This is a genomic window from Christiangramia sp. 3-2217-3z, from assembly GCF_051195275.1.
Classification (GTDB): Bacteria; Bacteroidota; Bacteroidia; order Flavobacteriales; family Flavobacteriaceae; genus Christiangramia; species Christiangramia marina.
This window is the reverse complement of sequence record NZ_JBNJLI010000007.1, coordinates 37,944-56,578: the sequence shown is the minus strand read 5'-3', so window position 1 is coordinate 56,578 and position 18,635 is coordinate 37,944. Positions and strand designations below refer to the sequence as shown.

Sequence of the window (18,635 nt, the reverse complement as noted above, 5' to 3'; positions counted from 1 at the left end):
ATGTTCTGCTGAATAGAAAAGGATTAACCTTTAAGGGCTGATCTAAAATATTTAGATAGGTAATTAGTTTCCGCTTGTTCTTTGTTTTCAAAAGGGGTAAGATTTGGTATTATGCAAATTTACAAATCATTTAATATTAGGGGTAGTTTATAATTTTTAAACGGCAAGTAAAAATCCTCTTTTAACCAATAAAAAAAGGCTCAAAGAAATTTGAGCCTTTAAAACTAAATTGTTCTTGATCTTTTCTAATCTTCAAACTCCTTGATTACAGAACCGGATTCGTCGAAAATCACAGTTATTTCTTTTCTACCATCTTCTAGTTCAACTTCATAGGTAGTTTTTCCATTTTCTTCCTTGATTTCAATATCATCAATTTTATATGAAGCGTAAGAGCTACTGATTTTAGATTTAATAGCTTGAGGCAATTCTGTAACCTTCAATTCTTTTTCCATTTTGGTCATGTTCCCGGATGCATCATACCAAAGCTCATATTCGTTGCGGTTCATGTCAAATTCCACTTTGTACAATTCGTCTTCTTTTTCCCATTCCACATCAGTTGCGGTGCTATATTCCTTATTAAAATTTGCCACCAACTTAGCAGGGACTTCGCTTTGTTTTAAATCCTGGGCACTTACTGCTGCGGTTGCAAATAAAGCAAGGGCAGCTACTTTTAAACTTTTCATATCTTTCTTTTTTTAGTCCTTTTTGAGGAGTTTGATTCCCGAGGCTTATCTCGTATTTTTAAATTCAAATCTCGTGGACTTTCCCCGAGCTTTTTGATTTTGATACAAATAAAAGCGCCAAAACTGGAAGAATTTGGGAATATTTAAAATATCAAATTCCTAAATCTTTCTAGTTTTCGGTTGTATTTTTAACGCTAAAGCACGGAAATATGAAAATTCTCATTATAGAAGATGAGCAAGAAATGTTGGAGAACATGCAGGATTCTTTAGAAAAAGAAGAGTTCTTAGTGGAAACAGCTAGCAGTTACAGGGAAGCTTTTTCGAAAATTGGTACTTACGAATACGATTGTATTTTACTGGATATCTCTCTGCCCGATGGGGATGGGCTTCAGATTCTTAAGGAATTAAAAAATAAAGGAATTTCAGACAGTGTGATCATAGTTTCAGCTAAAGATTCCCTGGACGATAAAATTACAGGACTGGATCTGGGTGCCGATGATTATTTGCCTAAACCTTTTCATATGGCAGAGCTGCATGCTAGGATTAATGCGGTTTTAAGACGAAAAAAATTTGAAGGTTCCAAAATTTTAGAAATCGGAAATGTTTCTATAGATATGGATAAACATGTGGTATCTATTAATAAAACTGAAATCACTTTAAACAGAAAAGAATTTGATATCCTGATGTACCTTGCCACCAATAAAGACCGCTTGGTTAATAAATCGGCGCTTGCAGAACATGTTTGGGGCGATTATATTGACCAGTCAGATAATTTTGAATTTATCTATTCGCAAATAAAAAACTTGCGAAAAAAGTTGAATGAACAAAACGCAGAAATTGAAATTAAAGCCGTTTATGGAATTGGGTACAAATTAATGGGCTTATGAAACTGCTGAATTATACCACCAGGTATTTTGCAATTATCCTTTTAGTCCTCCTTTCAGTATGGGCTGTTTTATTCTATTTTGAAATGCTGGATGAAATATATGATAGCATGGATGACGGACTGGAAAACCAGAAAATGTTAGTAATACGTCGTGCCAAAGAAGATGCTGCTATTTTAGAGAAAAATGAGTTCGGGGAAGGCTATTATACTATTAATAAAGTGGAATTAGAAAATGTTCAAAACCTCAAGGACAATTATCGCGACACCTTGATGTACATGCAGAATGAAGAAGATTTTGAACCCGTACGCTTACTGGAAAGTGTTTTTCAGCAAAATGGGGAATATTATAAGTTAAAGGTGATTACCTCCATGGTAGAGGAGGACGATCTTATTGAAGACCTGTTGTATTCTCTGCTGTGGTTATATTTAGGACTAATATTTTCTATTATTCTTCTGAATAATATTGTGCTAAAGGAAGTATGGAACCCTTTTTATAAGCTTATAAGTGAGCTTAAAAATTTCAATATTGAAAAAGATGAAAATATAAAGGTCGAAAAAACTTCTATTGAAGAATTCAATTTGCTTAATAAGCAAATTCAGCAGCTATTGCAAAAATCCAAAGATAGTTTTACCGGGCAAAAGCAGTTTATTGAAAATGCCTCCCACGAGTTACAGACCCCTTTGGCAATTAGTATTAATAAACTGGAATTATATATTGAAAACAACGAGCTAAACGAGGATGAACTAAAGCAAATCGCTGCGGTACTTAATAACCTGGAGCGTTTAACCCGATTTAATAAATCTTTATTGCTATTAAGTAAAATTGAAAATCAGCAGTTTGTTGCCGAAGAAAGAGTGTCTATTAATACCATTATCGAAAATCTGGTGGATGACTTTTCAGATTTTTCAAGGCATAAGAATATGGAGTTGGTTATGGATCTAAAGGAAGCGATAGAATTTAAAATGAACAAGGATCTAGCAATCATTCTTTTCACCAACCTCATTAAGAATGCCATTGTTCATGGTGAAAGCGGAAGTAAGATTAAAATTAAAACTGATAATAGCATAGTCAATATTTCCAATTTCTCAGAAAATAAAGAACTTAAAAAGGAAAAATTATTTACCCGGCTTTATAAAATAAGCGACAAAAATTCAAACGGACTTGGTCTGGCGATCTCAAAAGCCATAGCCGACGAATATAACCTCGCGCTGTCATATCACTTTGATGAAAAGCATATTTTTAAAGTAGGGTTTCCAAAGAAATAAACCTTTTCTAAAATCTATCTCAAGCAATTGAATTTCTGATTTTTTCCAGTTCCCACTTTTAAATTTTTTCAAAGCGTCCATTTTACGGATGGCGAAGTATCCAAGCCATAATTTTCTATTCCAAATTCTTTCCAGTTTTGGGTTGCATCTTTGTTTCAACTTAAAATGTAAATCATAAAAATATGAAACGAATAATTTTAATGACAGTGATTTTGGCAGCTATGTCCATTTCCTGTGATAATGACGACAGCCCCAATGTTGAAACACCTTCAGTAGTATTAAATACTTTCCAGCGTGAATTCCCTGATGCTACAGATGTAGAATGGGAAAAACTCCAGCAGGATTACGAAGTGGAATTCGAAGTTGATAATATAGACCACACCGCCATTCTTAGCAATGATGGGAATTTACTCAAATATAAATATGACATTTTAATATCTGAATTGCCAGGGCCGATAACAGCAATCATCAACACAAATTATGAGTCTAATGAAATAGACGATACTGAAATTTTGATAATTGACGGGGTCACTTATTATCAGGTAGAGTTTGAAAGAACGCTGAAGGATGAGCAGGTTGTTTTTAATGTTTCCGGAGAGGTGAATCCTGATATAGAATATTTGGATTAATTATAAAATGAAATCATGAATAAGTCAGCTGTATTGATCGTACTGGGAGTTGTTGTTTTTGCGGGTGGATTGATTTTTTCATTTGATCGTAAAGCAACACTTTCCAAAGAAAAAAAGTACGAGTATAAAATTGAGTCTAAATGGGAACTTCCCAAAATTCTGGATGAAGTTTCCGGAATAGAATGGCTGGATGAAAATAGGGTTGCGTGTGTCCAGGATGAAGACGGGATCGTCTTTATCTATAATCTTGAAACATCTGAAATCGAAAAAAGAATAGATTTTGCCGATGCCGGCGATTACGAAGGCCTTGCCATCAATGGAAACACCGCTTACGTTGTTAGCAGTGACGGAACTATTTTTGAAATCTCAAATTTTGATAGCGAGGATCCAAAGACTTTCAAATTTGAAACTTTTTTAACGGAGGCACACAATGTGGAAGGACTCTGTCTGGATAAATCAAATAACCGGCTAATGCTTGCTATTAAGGATAAGGAAAGCGATAGCGACGATTACAAGGGCGTATATGCATTTAATTTAAAAAATAAAGAACTGGCTAAAACCCCTGTTTTTAAGTTAAATATGAAAGACAAGCTTCTGAAGAATTCTGAAAAGAAAATGAGTAAAAAATTCCGTCCTTCAGAAATTGAAATCCATCCTAAAACCGGTGAAATCTATCTTCTGGATGCCAAAGATCCCAGATTGCTCATTATGGATGCAGACGGGAAATTTAAAAATGTGTATGCCTTTGATGAAGATGAGTTTAATCAGCCGGAAGGCCTCACTTTTAAACCAGACGGCAGCCTTTATATTTCTAATGAAGCTGGGAACGACCCTGCGAATATTTTGGAAATTGAATTGAAAAATAAATAGAATATGAATACTACCTCCCTGGAAACTGCTTCGGTAAAAAAAAGCAAAACTCCACTTTACATTTCAATTTCTATTGTGATCCTGATTATTGGTTCTTATTTCTTTATACCCAACGTTCAAGAATTTCTAAATGAAAGCTGGAATGTGCTTACCAGTAATGATAACCAAAAAATCCAGAATTGGGTGGATGGATTTGGCTGGTTTGGGCCACTGCTGCTTGTTGTTTGTATGGTCGCGCAAATGTTTCTACTGGTGATTCCATCCATAGCCCTGATGGTGGTCTCGATTTTGGCTTATGGCCCTGTTTGGGGAAGTTTTATCGTGTTGGTGTCTATATTTACCGCTTCTTCTATTGGGTACTGGATAGGGCGATATTTTGGCCCGGTGATCGTAGAGAAATTAATTGGCCATAAATCTGAAAAGAAGATTGCCGGTTTTCTCGAAGATTACGGCTTTTGGGCAGTGATTGTTACAAGGCTAAACCCATTCCTGTCAAACGACGCGATTAGTTTTGTTGGGGGAATTTTAAAAATGGGGTATTGGCGTTTTATTGGCGCCACTTTGGTTGGGATTGCTCCGCTAACAGTTTTTATTGCAATAATTGGGAAAAGTACAGATGCTTTAAAAAGCGGATTATTGTGGGGTTCTCTGGTAAGTCTGGTAATCTTTGGAGTCTATATTTACTGGGATAAGAAAAAGAAGAAGAAATAAAAGGGTTTTTAGTTCTGAGATGAATACATTTAAACTGTAAGGGATTATTTACATACACTGGTTCCTGAACTATGTTCAAAAGGGGACGTACCACAATAACTCGAGAACTGTCGCCAACTACTGAAGAGTTCAAAGTTGCACGTGTGATAAATTAACTGGCAGGCCAGTATTCGTCCTACTCCCTTTGGATACATCGATCCCTACAGCTAACTGGTAATTTTTCATATCTTTAAAATCGATTTAAAATGAAGTTGCGTTAACTATCTCCTCTAACGGGTCCCACTAAGACCTGGTATTCCAATTAGTTCTTCGCAACACTAGTAGAAGCTAAGGGGACTCTTACGATTAATGGTGCCTGAGTAGAGACCGTCATAGTTCTCCCCTTAGTTCTCTCTTAAAATATGAAAACAAAGTAAAGGAGACCGTTGGCCATAATATCCTGGGAGTTTGTCGAATTAAATTACTAGTAGAAAAGATATATCCAAATTGATCTAGACACTCTAAAATTAAAAGTACTACTAATAAATGCTACAAAAGCAATAATAAGAAATACTATTAAGGGAGATAGATCGATTAATACCCAAAAAATGATAAGACTAGCAATCATTTCAGCCACTGCTAGAGCATAACTAACAAACATAGCCCCGAAAAAAAATCCTGTTTCCTTCTCAAACTTAAAATTACATTTCTCACATCTTTCATTCATTTTGGCATCCGGAATAAAAAAATATTGCCTTTAGTTTCAAAAATATCTGCCTTTTTACAATTAGGACATTTTCCCTTTATAACATCTACGACTGTAATCATAATCCTTCACATATTAATATGTAAAATTAAAGCACAAAGATAGAAGTACCCATACAATTTTCACTCTCATTTTTGTACTTTTAGGACATTAAAATGAAAACAACTGTTCTAGATATTGATCAATTTAAATCGTCAAGCCTACTTAATGACTTCTACGTAAATACATTTTCGGAACACTTTAAGACTAACAAGCGATTAATTTTCACCCCGCATAGCCATAATTTTTATCTGTGTGTATTATTTACACAAGGCACTGGTGTACATGAAATTGATTTTAATTCCTACAACATAAATCCAGGCAAAATATTCTTTCTAACACCTGGACAAACGCATTTTTGGAAATTTGATTCTCAACCAGATGGTTTCATATTTTTTCATTCCAAGGAATTTTATGATATGCATTACTTAGCACATAAGCTTCGAACTTTCCCTTTCTATTATTCCTATCAAAACCCACCCTTGCTAGATCTTCCTCAAAATGACCCCGAGGTAAATAGCAAATTTCAAAATTTATATAGAGAATATATTGACTCTAAATCCTTCAGGGAATTGAAAATTGTAAATATTATAAATGACATTTATATTACCTTGGCCAGAATGTACACGGCCGATGTCGATATAGCCAATTATTCTCACCCAAATTATTTAAAAATTCTTGAGCAATTTGAACAACATATAGAAAAGTATTATGACAAACAGAAGTTACCTAAATACTACGCTGATAAATTGAACATTACCACTAAACATTTGAACAGAATCGCAAAGGAAACAGTCAATAAAACCACTAGCCAATTGATTTCTGAAAGAGTTATTCTAGAAGCCAAAAGATTAATTGTTCATTCCAATAGTTCATTATTTTCAATTGCTGAGACCTTGGGGTTTACAGACTATGCTTATTTTTCAAGATATTTTAAAACTAACACAGCAATGACTCCTTTAGAATTTAGAAAAAGGTATGTTAAAGAATAATTTGAGTGAGATACTATGCACAACAAAGAACTAAGGTAAAATCCAAGTCTTTTTAAGCTAATTTTGATTTATAATTTTCCTGGTTATACGCTCCTGATTTAGCGATGGCAAATGCCTGTTTTAGAAGTTTATTACATACGGCAATTTGTGCCAGTTTCTTACTCTTCCCTTGCTCAACGATTCGTTCGTAAAGTTTCCTACAGGCCTTATTTGCTTTACACGCAGTGAAACGACACATGATTAATAGATTCCGGAGTTTCCTGTTTCCTGTCTTGCTGATTCGGCTTCGACCCCTTACACTACTTCCCGATTGCCTGATCGTTGACGTAATACCGGTATAACAACAAAGTTGCCTGGCATTCTCAAAACCAGTGAATCCATCGGTAAGTACGATTAATAACATTGCCGTCTTCTTTCCCATTCCCGGAATACTGGTCAATCGCTCCAGTTGCTCCTTCCGCGTTTCCCTGATCAATGACTCCAACTTTAATTCCAACTGCAACAGTTCTTTCTCCATTTGCTTTAGTGACCGATTTTTATTCCAAGAAAATTATGGGCTGGAGTTACTCCGACAAAATGCCTGCAGAAATCGTGATCCACGCACTAAAAATGGCTAAAAGAAACGCTATACATCACGAAAAAGAAATTAATCACCATTCAGACAGGGGAATCCAATATTGCTGTTCTGCTTTCTCTGAATATACCGAAAAAAATGGATTCATTTTAAGCACTACCCAACAATATGACCCTTATGAAAACGCTGTCGCTGAACGTGTAAATGGAATTTTAAAGGATGAATTTGGTCTAAAAGAATCCATCAAAAACAAAGAAACTGCCTTTAAAATGATTGCTCAAGCTGTAAGAATTTACAATGAAAAAAGACTGCATTGGTCACTTCAATTCAAAACTCCAGAAGAAGCTCATTGCAGTTATAATGAAACGAAATATCTTTCTTATAAAAGAAAAACCGCATGATGTTGTCGAAAAAACTACGCAGAGGGCGGGAAATAAAATGTGGGAAAATTAAGCCCAGAAAAGCTAGGAAATTTTACAAATTTTATTCTCGCAAAAACAAAAAAAATAACTCTTTTGAATTAATAATTAACCAAAAAAAGGTCAACCTATTTTGGCACATGACAAATTTTTAAATTCTTGACTTCATTAAATCATTTCTATGTATAGAATCCTTTGTAAAATTTTACAAAGGATTCTATACATAAATGAAAGATTTTATTTTTAAAAAATTAAGGTGTCAAAACCACTTTCACACAACCATCTTCTTTATTTCTAAATTTCTTGTAAGCTTCTGGAGCTTCACTTAATTTCATTCTGTGTGTGATAATAAAAGAAGGATCTATTTTTCCTTCTTCTACTTTTTTAAGTAGGGGATCTAAGTAATGTTGCATATGCGTTTGTCCCATTTTTAAATTAAGGGATTTATTCATTGCTATTCCCATTGGTAGACCATCAACCTCTCCTACATAAACGCCGGGTATAGAAACATTTCCTCCTTTTTTACAGGATTTAAATATTTGAGCCAACGCATTTGGCTGTGCTTTATCAAGATCTTTATTGAAGCCTTCCGTACCGTGAGCTTCTGCACCAACCGCATCAATACAACAATCAGGGCCCTTGCTACCTGTCATTTCCATCAGTTTGGCATATACTTCATCTGCATCTACAGTTCTAATAACTTCAGCCTTACCATGTTTCTCAGCCATATCTAGACGTTCTTTAATCACGTCTATAGCAATTACACGTTTTGCTCCTAGCATCCAAGCACTTTGTATTGCAAATTGGCCTACTGGTCCACAACCCCATATTGCAACGGTGTCACCTTGTTTAATATCAGCATTTTCAGCTCCCATATAACCGGTTGGGAAAATATCAGAGAGAAATAAACTTTGTTCGTCACTTAAAGAATCCGGAACTTTAATTGGTCCAAAATCTGCATAAGGAATTCTTACATACTCAGCCTGTCCTCCAGAAAATCCTCCCAACATATGCGAAAATCCAAATAGCCCGGAAATGGAGTGTCCTAAATTTTCTCTACAAAGTTCTTCATTCGGGTTAGAATTGTCACAAAGAGAATATTTGTGATCATCACAATAATCACAATTTCCGCAGGCAATCGTAAACGGAACTACAACACGATCTCCTTTTTTTAATTTTTTGACATCTTTTCCTAATTCTACAACCTCTCCCATAAACTCGTGACCAAGGATGTCACCATCCTTCATTGTAGGCATTAGATCGCCATAAATATGGAGATCGGATCCACAAATTGCGGTAGAAGTCACTTTGATGATAACATCTCCTGGATCTTCAATCTTAGGGTCAGGAACATTATCAATTCTTACATCCTCTTTCCCATGGTAACACAATGCTTTCATAATGATTTATTTAATTAGTTATTAATTGATTAATATACGAAAGATACTTTGTTAAAAAGTTTGTAATGAAATAACTATTGAAGTTTAACAAGTTTTATGAATATTACAAAAACGATTTGCTATTTTCATAAAATAATTAAAACACTTGTCTGTAATACAGACAAGTGTTTTACGAATAAAGCACTTTTTACCTACTCACATTCTTTAGTTTTATCATCTTAATAAAGTTTTTAAGAGGAGAGGTTTTCTGTATAGTATTATATTTTTAGTTGGTTTATTTTTAATTGGTACGATTCTTCAATTTTTGTGTTTTTTTACTTATTAATTTTGGGTTTCACTACTTCTAATAAATAAGTCAGATATGGCTGGCATATAGAAAAAAACGTATGTATGCTCCTTTAAAAAAGAAAAAAACTCCTCCATTTATTTCAATTCATATCCCTATTTGTGATGAGCCTCCAGAGATTGTAATTCCTGTAATTGAGAGTTGTTTAAATCAGACTTATTCAAATTTCGAAATTATTGTCTTCGATAATAATTCAACCCAAGTGCTAATTGGAAACCAGTAGAAGAATTTTGTGCTTCACATAATAAAGCTAAGTTTTTCCACCAGAAAAAGCTTAAAAGGTTCAAGGCAGCCGCGTTAGATTTTTAAAGAAAAAATCCCATCCTTCATCGCAATACGTTTTTACGGTTGATGCCGATTACATGTTAGATAGCACACGTTTATCTACCGCAATTTGCTATATTACCAATTCTAAATTAGCAGTCGTACAATTCCCTCAAGCTTATTATAATGCTTCGAAGCAAAATTTTCTTGTAAAAGAACTTGAACATCACTTTAATACATACGCTAATAGTGGAAATAAATATGGCACAGCTCTACCAACAGGTACACTTTCATTAATCTCTGTAAAAGCCTTAGATATGGTAGGAGGTTGGAAATCTTTTTCCGTTACCGAAGACGCTTATTTAGGAATTAAATTGCGAGCCAAAGGTTATAAACTGCGGTATATCCCTACAATAGTAGGTAGAGGTTTAATACCTTCTACCACTATCAGTATATGTAAACAACGTAATCAATGGATTTACGGCAATATGCAATGTTTAATCAAAATTTTTAACAATAGCAGATTACGCTTTAATGATAAGTTGATCATAGGCGTGCAACTTAGTACTTGGATAAATTTTTTAGGTTATCCTAGCTTGGGGCTTTTATTGTTGCTTATTTCTAGGGCTTTTAATCAAAGTTTACCACTGCAAACTATGATACAAATTTGTTTGGGACATTACTTACTATTTATCCTTGTTAAATTACTTATTTTTAAGAAAGCAAGAGTTCCAATACGCCCGATTGGGTAAAAGAAAAAACCATTATACCGGTTTTTTATCTTCAGAAAATAGGAATTCGGTTTTTTTACCGAAAATTGAAGCAACCAAACGTGTTTTAATAATTAGTGGTAAAGGCGGAAATGATAAATTAGAATCAAGCACCGAAATAATTGCTGAAATATTTAAAGGATATGAATTTTAGCTGCAGGAAATTACAACAAAAAAGCTTCCGATTGGCGATTTACATTTATTTCCAAATCATTGTATTGGGATGCAGATAACAATGAAGTTAAGACTGAAACACATCCAAAACGCTATACGTATCTTCTAGATAAAAATGAAACTGTAAAAACGGCGGTAAACCAATTTGAATGGCTTTTTAATCAAATTAACTCTAGAGAGATTATGTAGGCTTCCCCTTTTTAGGACACTTTAAAATTAGACAAATAGTTTTTATTTAGTTGTTCTTTGATGAATAAGTTAACTTCTTCATCAAATCTTGATTTATGTTATATTGGGCTTTTGTTTCCTAGCCTAGTGATTGATGTGGATGGTTATAGTTATAGTCCAGCCTCCATTGATCACTCAGTTTTGTAATTGGTGGATGTCACCGAAGTAATAGGCATCCAATATGTCTTCTCTGTAATGTCTATTTAACCGTTCTATGTATCCGTTCTGCATAGGTCTGCTTGGTTGTATGTATTTGATTTCTATAAAGTTTTTATTGCACCAGTTGGTGAATGTCCTTGAGATAAACTCTAGACCGTTATCACATCTTATGTACTTGGTTCTCCTATTTCTTTGTTTAGGTTTTCTAACGTTTCTACAAGAGCTCTGGCAGGATAGAATAGTCCAGCCTCCACAGCAAGTGCTTCTCGGTTACAATCATCAAGTATATTGAATACCCTTAGCTTTCTGCCATCTGTAAGGGTATCGCTCATAAAATCCATACTCCAGCACTCGTTCAGCCCATCAGGTGTCTCTAATGGCTGTTGTACGCGTTTTATAATACGCTTCTTGTGCCTGCAGCGATAGCTTCATCTCACGATAGACTCGCAAAACACGTTTTCTGTTCCATATCAGACCTTCACGATGGATCTTCAGGTAGTACTCATCAAAGCCTCTGGTAGGATATCGTTCGGCAAGCTCTGTAAGCTTATCGACAACCTCGCTACATCCTTCTTGCTTTGATAGTACCACATCGATCGTGTAAGCCCTACAACACGGCAAGCCTTGACAACGGGAATAACATATTATTTGACCGGGTACTTGGCTCGATTGCGCTTGTCGGAAGGTCCTAGAACTTTTTTGATAGGCTGTCTTTTAGCATCTTGTTGTCCAAAATCACATCAGCGTACATCTGTTTGAGTTTTTTATTTTCTTTTTCAAGCTCTTTAAGACGTTTTAGTTCTTGACGATCCATTCCACCGTACTTCTTTCGCCAGTAGTAAAATGTACTCTTGTCAATACCTAGTTCTCTGGATAGATCACCTACAAATCTACCTTGTTCATTTTCTTTGAGCGCCTTGATGATTTGGCTCTCCGTAAACTTGCTTTTCGTCATAATGACAGTTGTTGTTTAAAATTAGAATATTCTAATTAACTACTGTCCTATTTTTGGGGAAGCCTACATATCAAGCTAAAAACACTACTGGACTTATTCATCATTCCGACAGAGGTATACAGTATTGCAACAATGTTTACACTCAAATTTTAAGAGAAATAACATCGATATTAACATGACAGCAGAAAATCATCGCTACGAAAATGCTATGGCTGAGCGTGTAAACGGAATTCTAAAAGACGAGTTCTATCTCGACCAGACCTTTGATAGCCTACAACACGCAAAGAGAGCAACAAAAAATGCAATTAATCTATACAACGAAATAAGATTACATTTATCTTTAGACTATCAAACACCAAATATGGTATATTTAAAAACAGCGTAAATCTCCCGATAGTTATCGGGATTAACCTGTAGCCGTATTCTAGGACGAGACATTAATTTGACTCTAGTTTAGCAAAACCAACTGTCTTACGATAAATATCAGGTGATACTCCTACCTTCTTTTTAAAAAAACGACTGAAATAGAATTCATCGTCATAACCTAAAAAAGCAGCAACTTGTTTCACTGGTTTAGAAGTTAGATAAAGTTCTCGTTTCGCCTCAATAATGATCCTATGTGAAATTAAGGATGAAGTCGTTTGATTGAGATATTTCTTGACGATACCGGCTAAAGTTTTAGGACTTACACATAGTTCATCTGCGTATTCTTGGGGAGAATGGAATTTGCAATAATTACTCTCAATTGCATCGACTAAATTTTGTAAAATTTCTGTTTTTGAATCTGACAATCTGGGAGTTAATTGTTGATCAAATTGTTTCTTATGTCTGACCGCTTCTATTAAAAACACTTTTAAAAATGCCACAAGAACTTCATGCTGAGCGATTGAGTCTTTGTCCATCTCTTTCGAAATTTGATCAATCAAATTAAGAAATAAGCTTTGCTCCTTTACAGTAAAATAGGGTAAACCATGGAAATTATTAAAAAGGAATCCCTCGGTCTCTATTTCGTTTTGATGTCTATATGTACAAAAAAAATCGGGATGAAAATTCAATAAATAACCCTGACACTTTTCTTCAGAACGTATCATGAAAGGTTGATACGGAGCCAAACAAATCATTTGATTTCCTTGCAATTCAAAACTTTGAAAATCAACGCTTAGTTCATAGCTGATTCCACATAACAAAACGATAGAATAATAATTTCTTCTTTGTAAATGATCAAACTGGCTTAGGTCGTTGAACTCTTCTAATCTAAACGCAAGTTCCCCGTTTTGTTTGTCTATAATTATTTGGGCCATACTAAATTTATTTTTTAGCTCATTCAAATTTAATAAGAAAGGAGTGCCAAAAGCACTCCTTCCTTTAATCAAATATTTATTTTGAAGCTAAAATGTTAATTTTTTGAATTGCTGAAGCATCAAAGCCTTCCAAAATTACAGGCGCATTCTCCTTCAAAGCTGCTGCTACTTTCCCTGATAAATGAGCATCTCTGCCAGCGTCATCTGCGAACGTATCGAAAATGGCATAGGTTTCTTCATTGATTTTAAAAGCATACCAAGATAAAGTTGCCGGCTCAGAACTTACCAATGACTTGCCCGCTTGTAAGAAATCCTCCACTGCAGATGTCTTTCCTTCTTTGGCTTTCATAATCACTAACAATCCATTATTCTGATTACCCGCTTTATGATTACTTGCTTGAACATCAACGGTCTTAATATCTCTGCTAGAATCAAAACCTTCTAAAAGATCTCCAGCATTGGCCAGTAAGGCTTTTGCCACTTCTCCTTTTAAGTGTGCCTGTCTGCCTTCTTCAGTTTCAAATGTGTCATAAATTCCGAAAGTTTGTTCATCTATTTGAAATGCAAACCAAGATTCAGTTTTTGGTTCTGCATTTACCATTGATAAACCACCTAGAAGAAACTCTTTTACTTCTTGCTCCTTACCTTCTTTCGCTTTCATGATTACTAATAATCCGATTTTTTCATTTTTTGTGTTGTCCATAATATTACTTTTTTTAGATTGAGGAAATGTTTGAATTGTTATCCCTAGAATTAGAACTAGGCTACTTAATTTGATTAAACTTTTAAATTTCATTTTGACTTATTTTTGTTACACTACAAATGTAGAACTAAATAAGGGGTCTTGGAATGGAGATAAGAAACTTAAGCATGGACAATTTTCCAGTGACAATGAAGAATGTAAAAAAGCTCCTAACACTGTAAATGAAATCATAGCTTCCAATCGCGCGCTACGCTTCATATAATAAACGTTGTACGCAAGCCTATATATTTTTATTCTTTCGAAACATACTCAGATACATCCTTGGTTAAGGTAAACTTGAAATTGGCCAAAGTGTAATACAGCATACCTATTGTAATTCCAACAAGCGCATATTCTATTTTTGGTAAAAAGGTAGATGCTATGGTTATAAAAATACATACTAGTGTATTAATTATCATACTTTTACGGAAGGGAGGAATAAAAACAACATATACGGTTTGTTTTCCGATGTAAAAAAAACTCATTCCCGTAATCGCCAGAATTCTAAACTCATTCATATTTAAATCATTTAAAATAGCATGTCGAATCACATTAGCCAAGATCACAAAACCCATAGCTAAAAACAAGTGGGAATACAACATAGGAAACCCGTTGGTCATAGCTTTAATCCGCTCATTGATAGGAAAACTATCATAATATATCCACCAAATAAGGCCAATCATAATAAAACCCGTAACTGCTGCCACAATACTTAAAATGTCCCAATTGATACTTCTTAAAGTGCCTGTAAGACTTATAATAGATTCTCCCAGAAGTATTATTGAAAACAATCCTATTCGTTCTACCAGATGTTCGCGATGGACTGGTTTTGGTTTCTCCAAATTCCGTGTACTTACAAGGTAAATACCGAGCATTTCAATTAGAATTCCGGAAACCAAAATAATTTCCCTTAAGGGGGTTTCCATGAAAACGGAAATAGCTGAAATTCCCGTGCCTAAAAGAATTATATAACCACTTTTCATAGCATAACTTACAGAGTGCCGGTCTTGACTAGATGCTCTAAAAAATAAAAACACCAATATTAACTTTATAACCGCATAAAAACCGACAAAGGCAGGATAATTCTGAAAGAGGTCATCTCCAAAAAATGCAGACATGATTATCATCAAGAACATAATTGTAAGACTAAAGATTCTTTCAGTCCTATTATCATGATTGAATCGATTGGAAAATAAGGTATGTACGATCCAGATCCACCAGATTATAATAAATTGTAAAGGGAATAGCCAAATCTGTTCAGGAGTTAAATGGTTATTATGAGTATGCGCCAGATTATGAGTCACTACTCCAATGCTGGATACAAAAACAAGGTCGAAGAATAGTTCGAGCCAGGTAGCATGTCGGTGTTTTAGAAAATATTCCAAATATTAAATTTTCAGGATTTACTTTTAATGATATTGTAAACGACTTTTCCTTCAGCAACCAATTGACCTTCGTGTAAAGCCTGCATACTTGTTGCCATTAGTCTATTGCCCAAATGTATTAGACTATCTTCAACTTATCAAATGCTTTTGCACCTTGTAAATAATCAATTCTAAGATCAATAGTTGCTAATTTATCTTCTTTAGAAATAAAATTGGCAATTCCAACCATTCCACCTACTGAATCCATTATTAGATTAATAACGCCACCGTGCCACCTGCTTCTTCGAATGTCTCCTACCAATTCTTTCCTGTAAGGTAATAAAACCCGTACTGGCTGAACCGAAAAACCAAAGTTATATAAATGAAAGCGCTAATATATTAACGGAAAAATGTTTAGCAGATTCTAAAGAAATGGCAGTAAAATATCCTGATTTGACTAAAGAGTATTGTAAAGGTTCAACTGCAAAGATTCAAGCGGAATTCACTCAAGCGGAATATATCGAGATTATTAAAATTGGAATTGAAGAACAAAAGCAAAAGTTATTACCAGTATTTCCAAGCTGCTTGTCGGATTACCAAAATAATGTGAAAAAGCCTAATTAAAACATTAATACTAATAAGCCTGCACACAACAAAGAACTAAGGTAAAATCCAAGTCCTTTTAAGCTAATTTCGACATATAATTTTCCTGGTAAAAGCTTCCTGATTTGGCGATGGCAAATGCCTGTTTTAGAAGCTTATTACATACGGCTATTAGTGCCAGTTTCTTACTCTTACCTTTCTCAACTATGCGCTCATAAATTTCCCTGCAAGCCCTGTTGGTTTTGCAAGCAGTAAAGCTGCACATAAATAGTAGATTCCGAACCTTTCGATTGCCTACCTTACTAATTCTACTGCGTCCTCTTACACTGGTTCCGGACTGTCTGATCGTCGGAGTAAGTCCAGTAAAACAACATAGCTGCCTGGCATTCTCAAAGCTGGTGAATCCGTATGTAAGCACAATTAACAACATCGCCGTCTTCTTTCCCATTCCCGGAATACTTTTAAGGAGTGTCAGTTGTTTTTGCTGCTCATCCTTAACTATCTCTGTTAGTCTAGCTTCCAGAGTTTTTATTTCGTTTTGTACTACTTTGAGTGATCGGTTTAGCGAGTGATAAACAACTTTTGAAGGTTTACCCAGAACCTTTTCTCCATGAAGCTTATTCTTTAGAGATGTACTCTGGTTAGTGTAGATATCTATCAGACGAATTAATTGAAGAGCCTCGGCCTGGCTCTTGTCACTTGCCGTGTACAAAGGAACATCATTAGCCTTAGCCTATTCACAAATCGCCTTTGCTTCGTTCTTATCGGTTTTGATCTTAGAGAGTTTCAGCTGGATAAAGCGCTTTACCGAAAGTGGATTCACGACCGATACCGTGATACCTTTCTCATGTAGATACTGGGCTAATCTGTAATGATAGTAGCCAGTGGCTTCCATAACTACCAGGCTGTCTTTCTTAATAAACTTCAGTAAGCCTTTAAAGCCTTTTATATCATTAGCAAATTGATCATGCTTACCATCCTGACTAACCACATCAAAAAATGATTTGCTAATGTCTACTCCATAGAAATGTTTAATTTTATCCATAACAGATTGATTGAAAGAACAGCTACTTTGGTTTTCATCGACTTAAAAACGAGATCCAGGTCTCACAGAACTTGAGCGTTATTAAAGTAGAAATGAGAGGGGATTATCATTGTTGACGGAATTACGAGTTACCACGGTTCATTCAATCTTCTCTCTTTGGTTCTTTCTGATTAACTATCAAAATTTAGAAAAATTAAACTTTAGACGGTTCATCGCCAATAAGCGGCAGCGTTGATAAGAAAATAATTTACTTGACCAACAAACCAATCCTAAGTTGACAAATCCGCGTCCTTTATTTCGCCAGTTGGCGAGACCTTTGAACACAATGCAGAAAATTCCGATATTTGTAAGAAAGTTCAAGAAATGAAAAATATTGGTTATGTAATTATCCTACTTTTCACCACAATTTTGATTAGTTGCAACTCAGAAAAATCTAAATCCAAGAACGAAAAAGTAAATCAAAAACAAATAAATTCTGACACGCTTACAAAGCATTTAAAGTCATTTAATAAAGAATTGCCTACTAATTGGGCTTTTTATGTATAATGGTGTTTTACAAAGCGAAGTAATAGCAACTTCAGACGTTTTTGCAAAACCAACACAAGATTGAGAACAAATTTTCAATGTCATAACAATAGCTGAAACTGAAAACCCAATAACAACAGAAGAAGGAATCAGAATACTACCAGACTATACTTTCGAAAATTGTCCAAAATTAGAAGCTTTACTTGTTCCAAGTGCATATGATATGTATGCTCAAGTTCACAACGAGAAAATCGTAAACTTTATAAAGCAGAAAAATAATGAAACTAAATACACAGTTAGCAATTGTGCAGGCGCTCAATTAATTGGTGAGTCAGGAATTGCGAATGGACACAAAATTGTGACTTGGATCGGAGGATGAGAACAGCTTCAAAAAGATTATCCAGAACTTAAAGTACAAAATGACAGTTTGGTAACCTATGTAAAAGATGGGAAGTTTTTATCGTCAAATGGAAATTTAGCAAGTTACATTTCAGCATTAAATTTAGTTGAGATAATGACAAGTCCTGAACATAGAAAATTTGTGGAATCATATTTATATCTCGACAGATTACAAAATTGGAAGGAATAGGGGATGGCGCAGCAAATTAGATAAAAGCACTGTAGATCGTATTCTTGCATATAATAGGAGGGAGGCAGTAATTTTAAAGGAAGATATACTTTATGAAAAGCAAAATTATTATTAAAAATTTTTTCTAATCCCAAATAAAATTAGATGGTATTATTTTAAAATTTGGAAAAGAAAATATAGCTATTCTGTACTAAGCCTAAAAACAAAAGGCTTCCGATTTCTCGAAAGCCTTGATTTTACTTGTAGCGAGACCGAGATTTGAACTCGGGACCTCCGGGTTATGAACCTAAAAATTATTATATCGAAATATATCAAATATACTGGTAATTAGCTGTTTATGTGTTTTTTAATTTTAA

24 protein-coding genes and 3 pseudogenes are annotated in these 18,635 nt (G+C 34.6%); 13 read left to right on the top strand and 14 right to left on the bottom strand.

Annotation, left to right across the window (positions count from 1 at the left end; genetic code table 11):
• Positions 1 to 245: 245 nt before the first annotated feature.
• Positions 246 to 683, bottom strand: coding sequence for a PepSY-like domain-containing protein (locus ACSHZO_RS12695; protein WP_298247781.1), 438 nt, complete (start codon positions 681 to 683; stop codon positions 246 to 248).
• A 209-nt stretch (positions 684 to 892) separates the two neighbouring features.
• Between ACSHZO_RS12695 and ACSHZO_RS12690 the strand changes: the two genes are divergently transcribed.
• From ACSHZO_RS12690 to ACSHZO_RS12670, 5 genes are all read left to right on the top strand, one after another.
• Positions 893 to 1,570, top strand: a complete 678-nt coding sequence (locus tag ACSHZO_RS12690) for a response regulator transcription factor (protein WP_298247782.1) — start codon at positions 893 to 895, stop codon at positions 1,568 to 1,570.
• Positions 1,567 to 2,835 (top strand): sensor histidine kinase, encoded by a 1,269-nt coding sequence (locus ACSHZO_RS12685; RefSeq protein ID WP_298247783.1) that lies wholly within the window; start codon positions 1,567 to 1,569, stop codon positions 2,833 to 2,835. The genes ACSHZO_RS12690 and ACSHZO_RS12685 overlap by 4 nt, the downstream gene beginning before the upstream one ends.
• A 182-nt stretch (positions 2,836 to 3,017) precedes the next feature.
• Complete coding sequence (locus ACSHZO_RS12680) at positions 3,018 to 3,464, top strand: hypothetical protein (protein WP_298247784.1); 447 nt, start codon at positions 3,018 to 3,020, stop codon at positions 3,462 to 3,464.
• A 15-nt stretch (positions 3,465 to 3,479) separates the two neighbouring features.
• A complete protein-coding gene (locus tag ACSHZO_RS12675; RefSeq protein WP_298247785.1) occupies positions 3,480 to 4,334 on the top strand; it encodes an SdiA-regulated domain-containing protein in 855 nt (284 codons plus the stop codon).
• Positions 4,335 to 4,337: 3 nt separating this feature from the next.
• The gene (locus tag ACSHZO_RS12670; protein WP_298247786.1) at positions 4,338 to 5,045 is read left to right on the top strand and encodes a TVP38/TMEM64 family protein; all 708 of its coding nucleotides are present in this window, start codon (positions 4,338 to 4,340) and stop codon (positions 5,043 to 5,045) included.
• Between the two features lie 44 nt (positions 5,046 to 5,089).
• On the opposite strand, the gene ACSHZO_RS12665 is transcribed toward ACSHZO_RS12670, so the two are convergent.
• On the bottom strand, positions 5,090 to 5,239 hold the full coding sequence (locus ACSHZO_RS12665; protein WP_298247787.1) for a transposase: 150 nt from the start codon (positions 5,237 to 5,239) through the stop codon (positions 5,090 to 5,092).
• 269 nt (positions 5,240 to 5,508) lie between these two features.
• A complete protein-coding gene (locus tag ACSHZO_RS12660) occupies positions 5,509 to 5,751 on the bottom strand; it encodes a DUF983 domain-containing protein (protein ID WP_298247788.1) in 243 nt (80 codons plus the stop codon).
• Positions 5,752 to 5,945: 194 nt separating this feature from the next.
• Here ACSHZO_RS12660 and ACSHZO_RS12655 point away from each other — a divergent pair, with 194 nt between their 5' ends.
• Complete coding sequence (locus tag ACSHZO_RS12655) at positions 5,946 to 6,821, top strand: AraC family transcriptional regulator (protein ID WP_298247789.1); 876 nt, start codon at positions 5,946 to 5,948, stop codon at positions 6,819 to 6,821.
• Positions 6,822 to 6,873: 52 nt separating this feature from the next.
• Here the strand turns inward: ACSHZO_RS12655 and ACSHZO_RS12650 are convergent.
• Positions 6,874 to 7,353, bottom strand: a pseudogene (locus ACSHZO_RS12650) (transposase); the annotation flags it as partial.
• Between ACSHZO_RS12650 and ACSHZO_RS12645 the strand changes: the two are divergent.
• Positions 7,296 to 7,796 (top strand): integrase core domain-containing protein, encoded by a 501-nt coding sequence (locus tag ACSHZO_RS12645; RefSeq protein ID WP_366941475.1) that lies wholly within the window; start codon positions 7,296 to 7,298, stop codon positions 7,794 to 7,796. The pseudogene ACSHZO_RS12650 and the gene ACSHZO_RS12645 sit on opposite strands and share 58 nt — an antisense overlap.
• A 269-nt stretch (positions 7,797 to 8,065) precedes the next feature.
• Here the strand turns inward: ACSHZO_RS12645 and ACSHZO_RS12640 are convergent, their stop codons facing one another.
• Entirely contained in the window at positions 8,066 to 9,214 is a 1,149-nt protein-coding gene (locus tag ACSHZO_RS12640) for a zinc-dependent alcohol dehydrogenase (protein WP_298247790.1), read from the bottom strand.
• 386 nt (positions 9,215 to 9,600) lie between these two features.
• Between ACSHZO_RS12640 and ACSHZO_RS12635 the strand changes: the two genes are divergently transcribed.
• From ACSHZO_RS12635 to ACSHZO_RS12625, 3 genes and pseudogenes are all read left to right on the top strand, one after another.
• Entirely contained in the window at positions 9,601 to 9,783 is a 183-nt protein-coding gene (locus tag ACSHZO_RS12635) for a glycosyltransferase (RefSeq protein WP_366878422.1), read from the top strand.
• A 118-nt stretch (positions 9,784 to 9,901) separates the two neighbouring features.
• Positions 9,902 to 10,576, top strand: a pseudogene (locus ACSHZO_RS12630) (glycosyltransferase family 2 protein); the annotation flags it as partial.
• Positions 10,569 to 10,748, top strand: coding sequence for a hypothetical protein (locus ACSHZO_RS12625; protein WP_298247791.1), 180 nt, complete (start codon positions 10,569 to 10,571; stop codon positions 10,746 to 10,748). The pseudogene ACSHZO_RS12630 and the gene ACSHZO_RS12625, both read left to right, overlap by 8 nt.
• Before the next feature lie 383 nt (positions 10,749 to 11,131).
• Here ACSHZO_RS12625 and ACSHZO_RS12620 read toward each other — a convergent pair whose 3' ends face one another.
• The 4 genes from ACSHZO_RS12620 to ACSHZO_RS12605 form a co-directional block, all read right to left on the bottom strand.
• Entirely contained in the window at positions 11,132 to 11,254 is a 123-nt protein-coding gene (locus ACSHZO_RS12620; RefSeq protein WP_366941478.1) for an integrase core domain-containing protein, read from the bottom strand.
• A 68-nt stretch (positions 11,255 to 11,322) separates the two neighbouring features.
• On the bottom strand, positions 11,323 to 11,487 hold the full coding sequence (locus ACSHZO_RS12615) for a hypothetical protein (protein ID WP_298247792.1): 165 nt from the start codon (positions 11,485 to 11,487) through the stop codon (positions 11,323 to 11,325).
• Positions 11,488 to 11,518: 31 nt separating this feature from the next.
• Positions 11,519 to 11,776, bottom strand: a complete 258-nt coding sequence (locus ACSHZO_RS12610; protein ID WP_435067217.1) for a hypothetical protein — start codon at positions 11,774 to 11,776, stop codon at positions 11,519 to 11,521.
• Between the two features lie 67 nt (positions 11,777 to 11,843).
• On the bottom strand, positions 11,844 to 12,110 hold the full coding sequence (locus ACSHZO_RS12605) for a transposase (protein ID WP_298247794.1): 267 nt from the start codon (positions 12,108 to 12,110) through the stop codon (positions 11,844 to 11,846).
• A 124-nt stretch (positions 12,111 to 12,234) separates the two neighbouring features.
• On the opposite strand from ACSHZO_RS12605, the gene ACSHZO_RS12600 reads away from it, so the two are divergent.
• The gene (locus ACSHZO_RS12600) at positions 12,235 to 12,495 is read left to right on the top strand and encodes an integrase core domain-containing protein (protein ID WP_298247795.1); all 261 of its coding nucleotides are present in this window, start codon (positions 12,235 to 12,237) and stop codon (positions 12,493 to 12,495) included.
• Between the two features lie 52 nt (positions 12,496 to 12,547).
• On the opposite strand, the gene ACSHZO_RS12595 is transcribed toward ACSHZO_RS12600, so the two are convergent.
• The 4 genes from ACSHZO_RS12595 to ACSHZO_RS12580 form a co-directional block, all read right to left on the bottom strand.
• Positions 12,548 to 13,483, bottom strand: a complete 936-nt coding sequence (locus ACSHZO_RS12595) for a helix-turn-helix domain-containing protein (protein WP_298247796.1) — start codon at positions 13,481 to 13,483, stop codon at positions 12,548 to 12,550.
• 4 nt (positions 13,484 to 13,487) lie between these two features.
• Complete coding sequence (locus ACSHZO_RS12590; RefSeq protein ID WP_298247797.1) at positions 13,488 to 14,207, bottom strand: putative quinol monooxygenase; 720 nt, start codon at positions 14,205 to 14,207, stop codon at positions 13,488 to 13,490.
• 197 nt (positions 14,208 to 14,404) lie between these two features.
• Positions 14,405 to 15,538 (bottom strand): low temperature requirement protein A, encoded by a 1,134-nt coding sequence (locus ACSHZO_RS12585; protein WP_298247798.1) that lies wholly within the window; start codon positions 15,536 to 15,538, stop codon positions 14,405 to 14,407.
• Between the two features lie 118 nt (positions 15,539 to 15,656).
• Entirely contained in the window at positions 15,657 to 15,785 is a 129-nt protein-coding gene (locus tag ACSHZO_RS12580; protein WP_298247799.1) for a hypothetical protein, read from the bottom strand.
• Between the two features lie 164 nt (positions 15,786 to 15,949).
• Here ACSHZO_RS12580 and ACSHZO_RS12575 point away from each other — a divergent pair, with 164 nt between their 5' ends.
• Positions 15,950 to 16,141 carry a hypothetical protein gene (locus ACSHZO_RS12575; RefSeq protein ID WP_298247800.1) on the top strand — a complete coding sequence of 64 codons (192 nt, stop codon included), beginning with the start codon at positions 15,950 to 15,952 and terminating at the stop codon, positions 16,139 to 16,141.
• A 58-nt stretch (positions 16,142 to 16,199) separates the two neighbouring features.
• On the opposite strand, the pseudogene ACSHZO_RS12570 reads toward ACSHZO_RS12575, so the two are convergent.
• Positions 16,200 to 17,165 (bottom strand): annotated as a pseudogene (locus ACSHZO_RS12570) (IS110 family transposase).
• 616 nt (positions 17,166 to 17,781) lie between these two features.
• On the opposite strand from ACSHZO_RS12570, the gene ACSHZO_RS12565 reads away from it, so the two are divergent.
• Positions 17,782 to 18,069: a DJ-1/PfpI family protein gene (locus tag ACSHZO_RS12565; RefSeq protein WP_435067264.1), complete on the top strand. Its 288-nt coding sequence runs from the start codon at positions 17,782 to 17,784 to the stop codon at positions 18,067 to 18,069.
• Positions 18,070 to 18,635 lie beyond the last annotated feature (566 nt).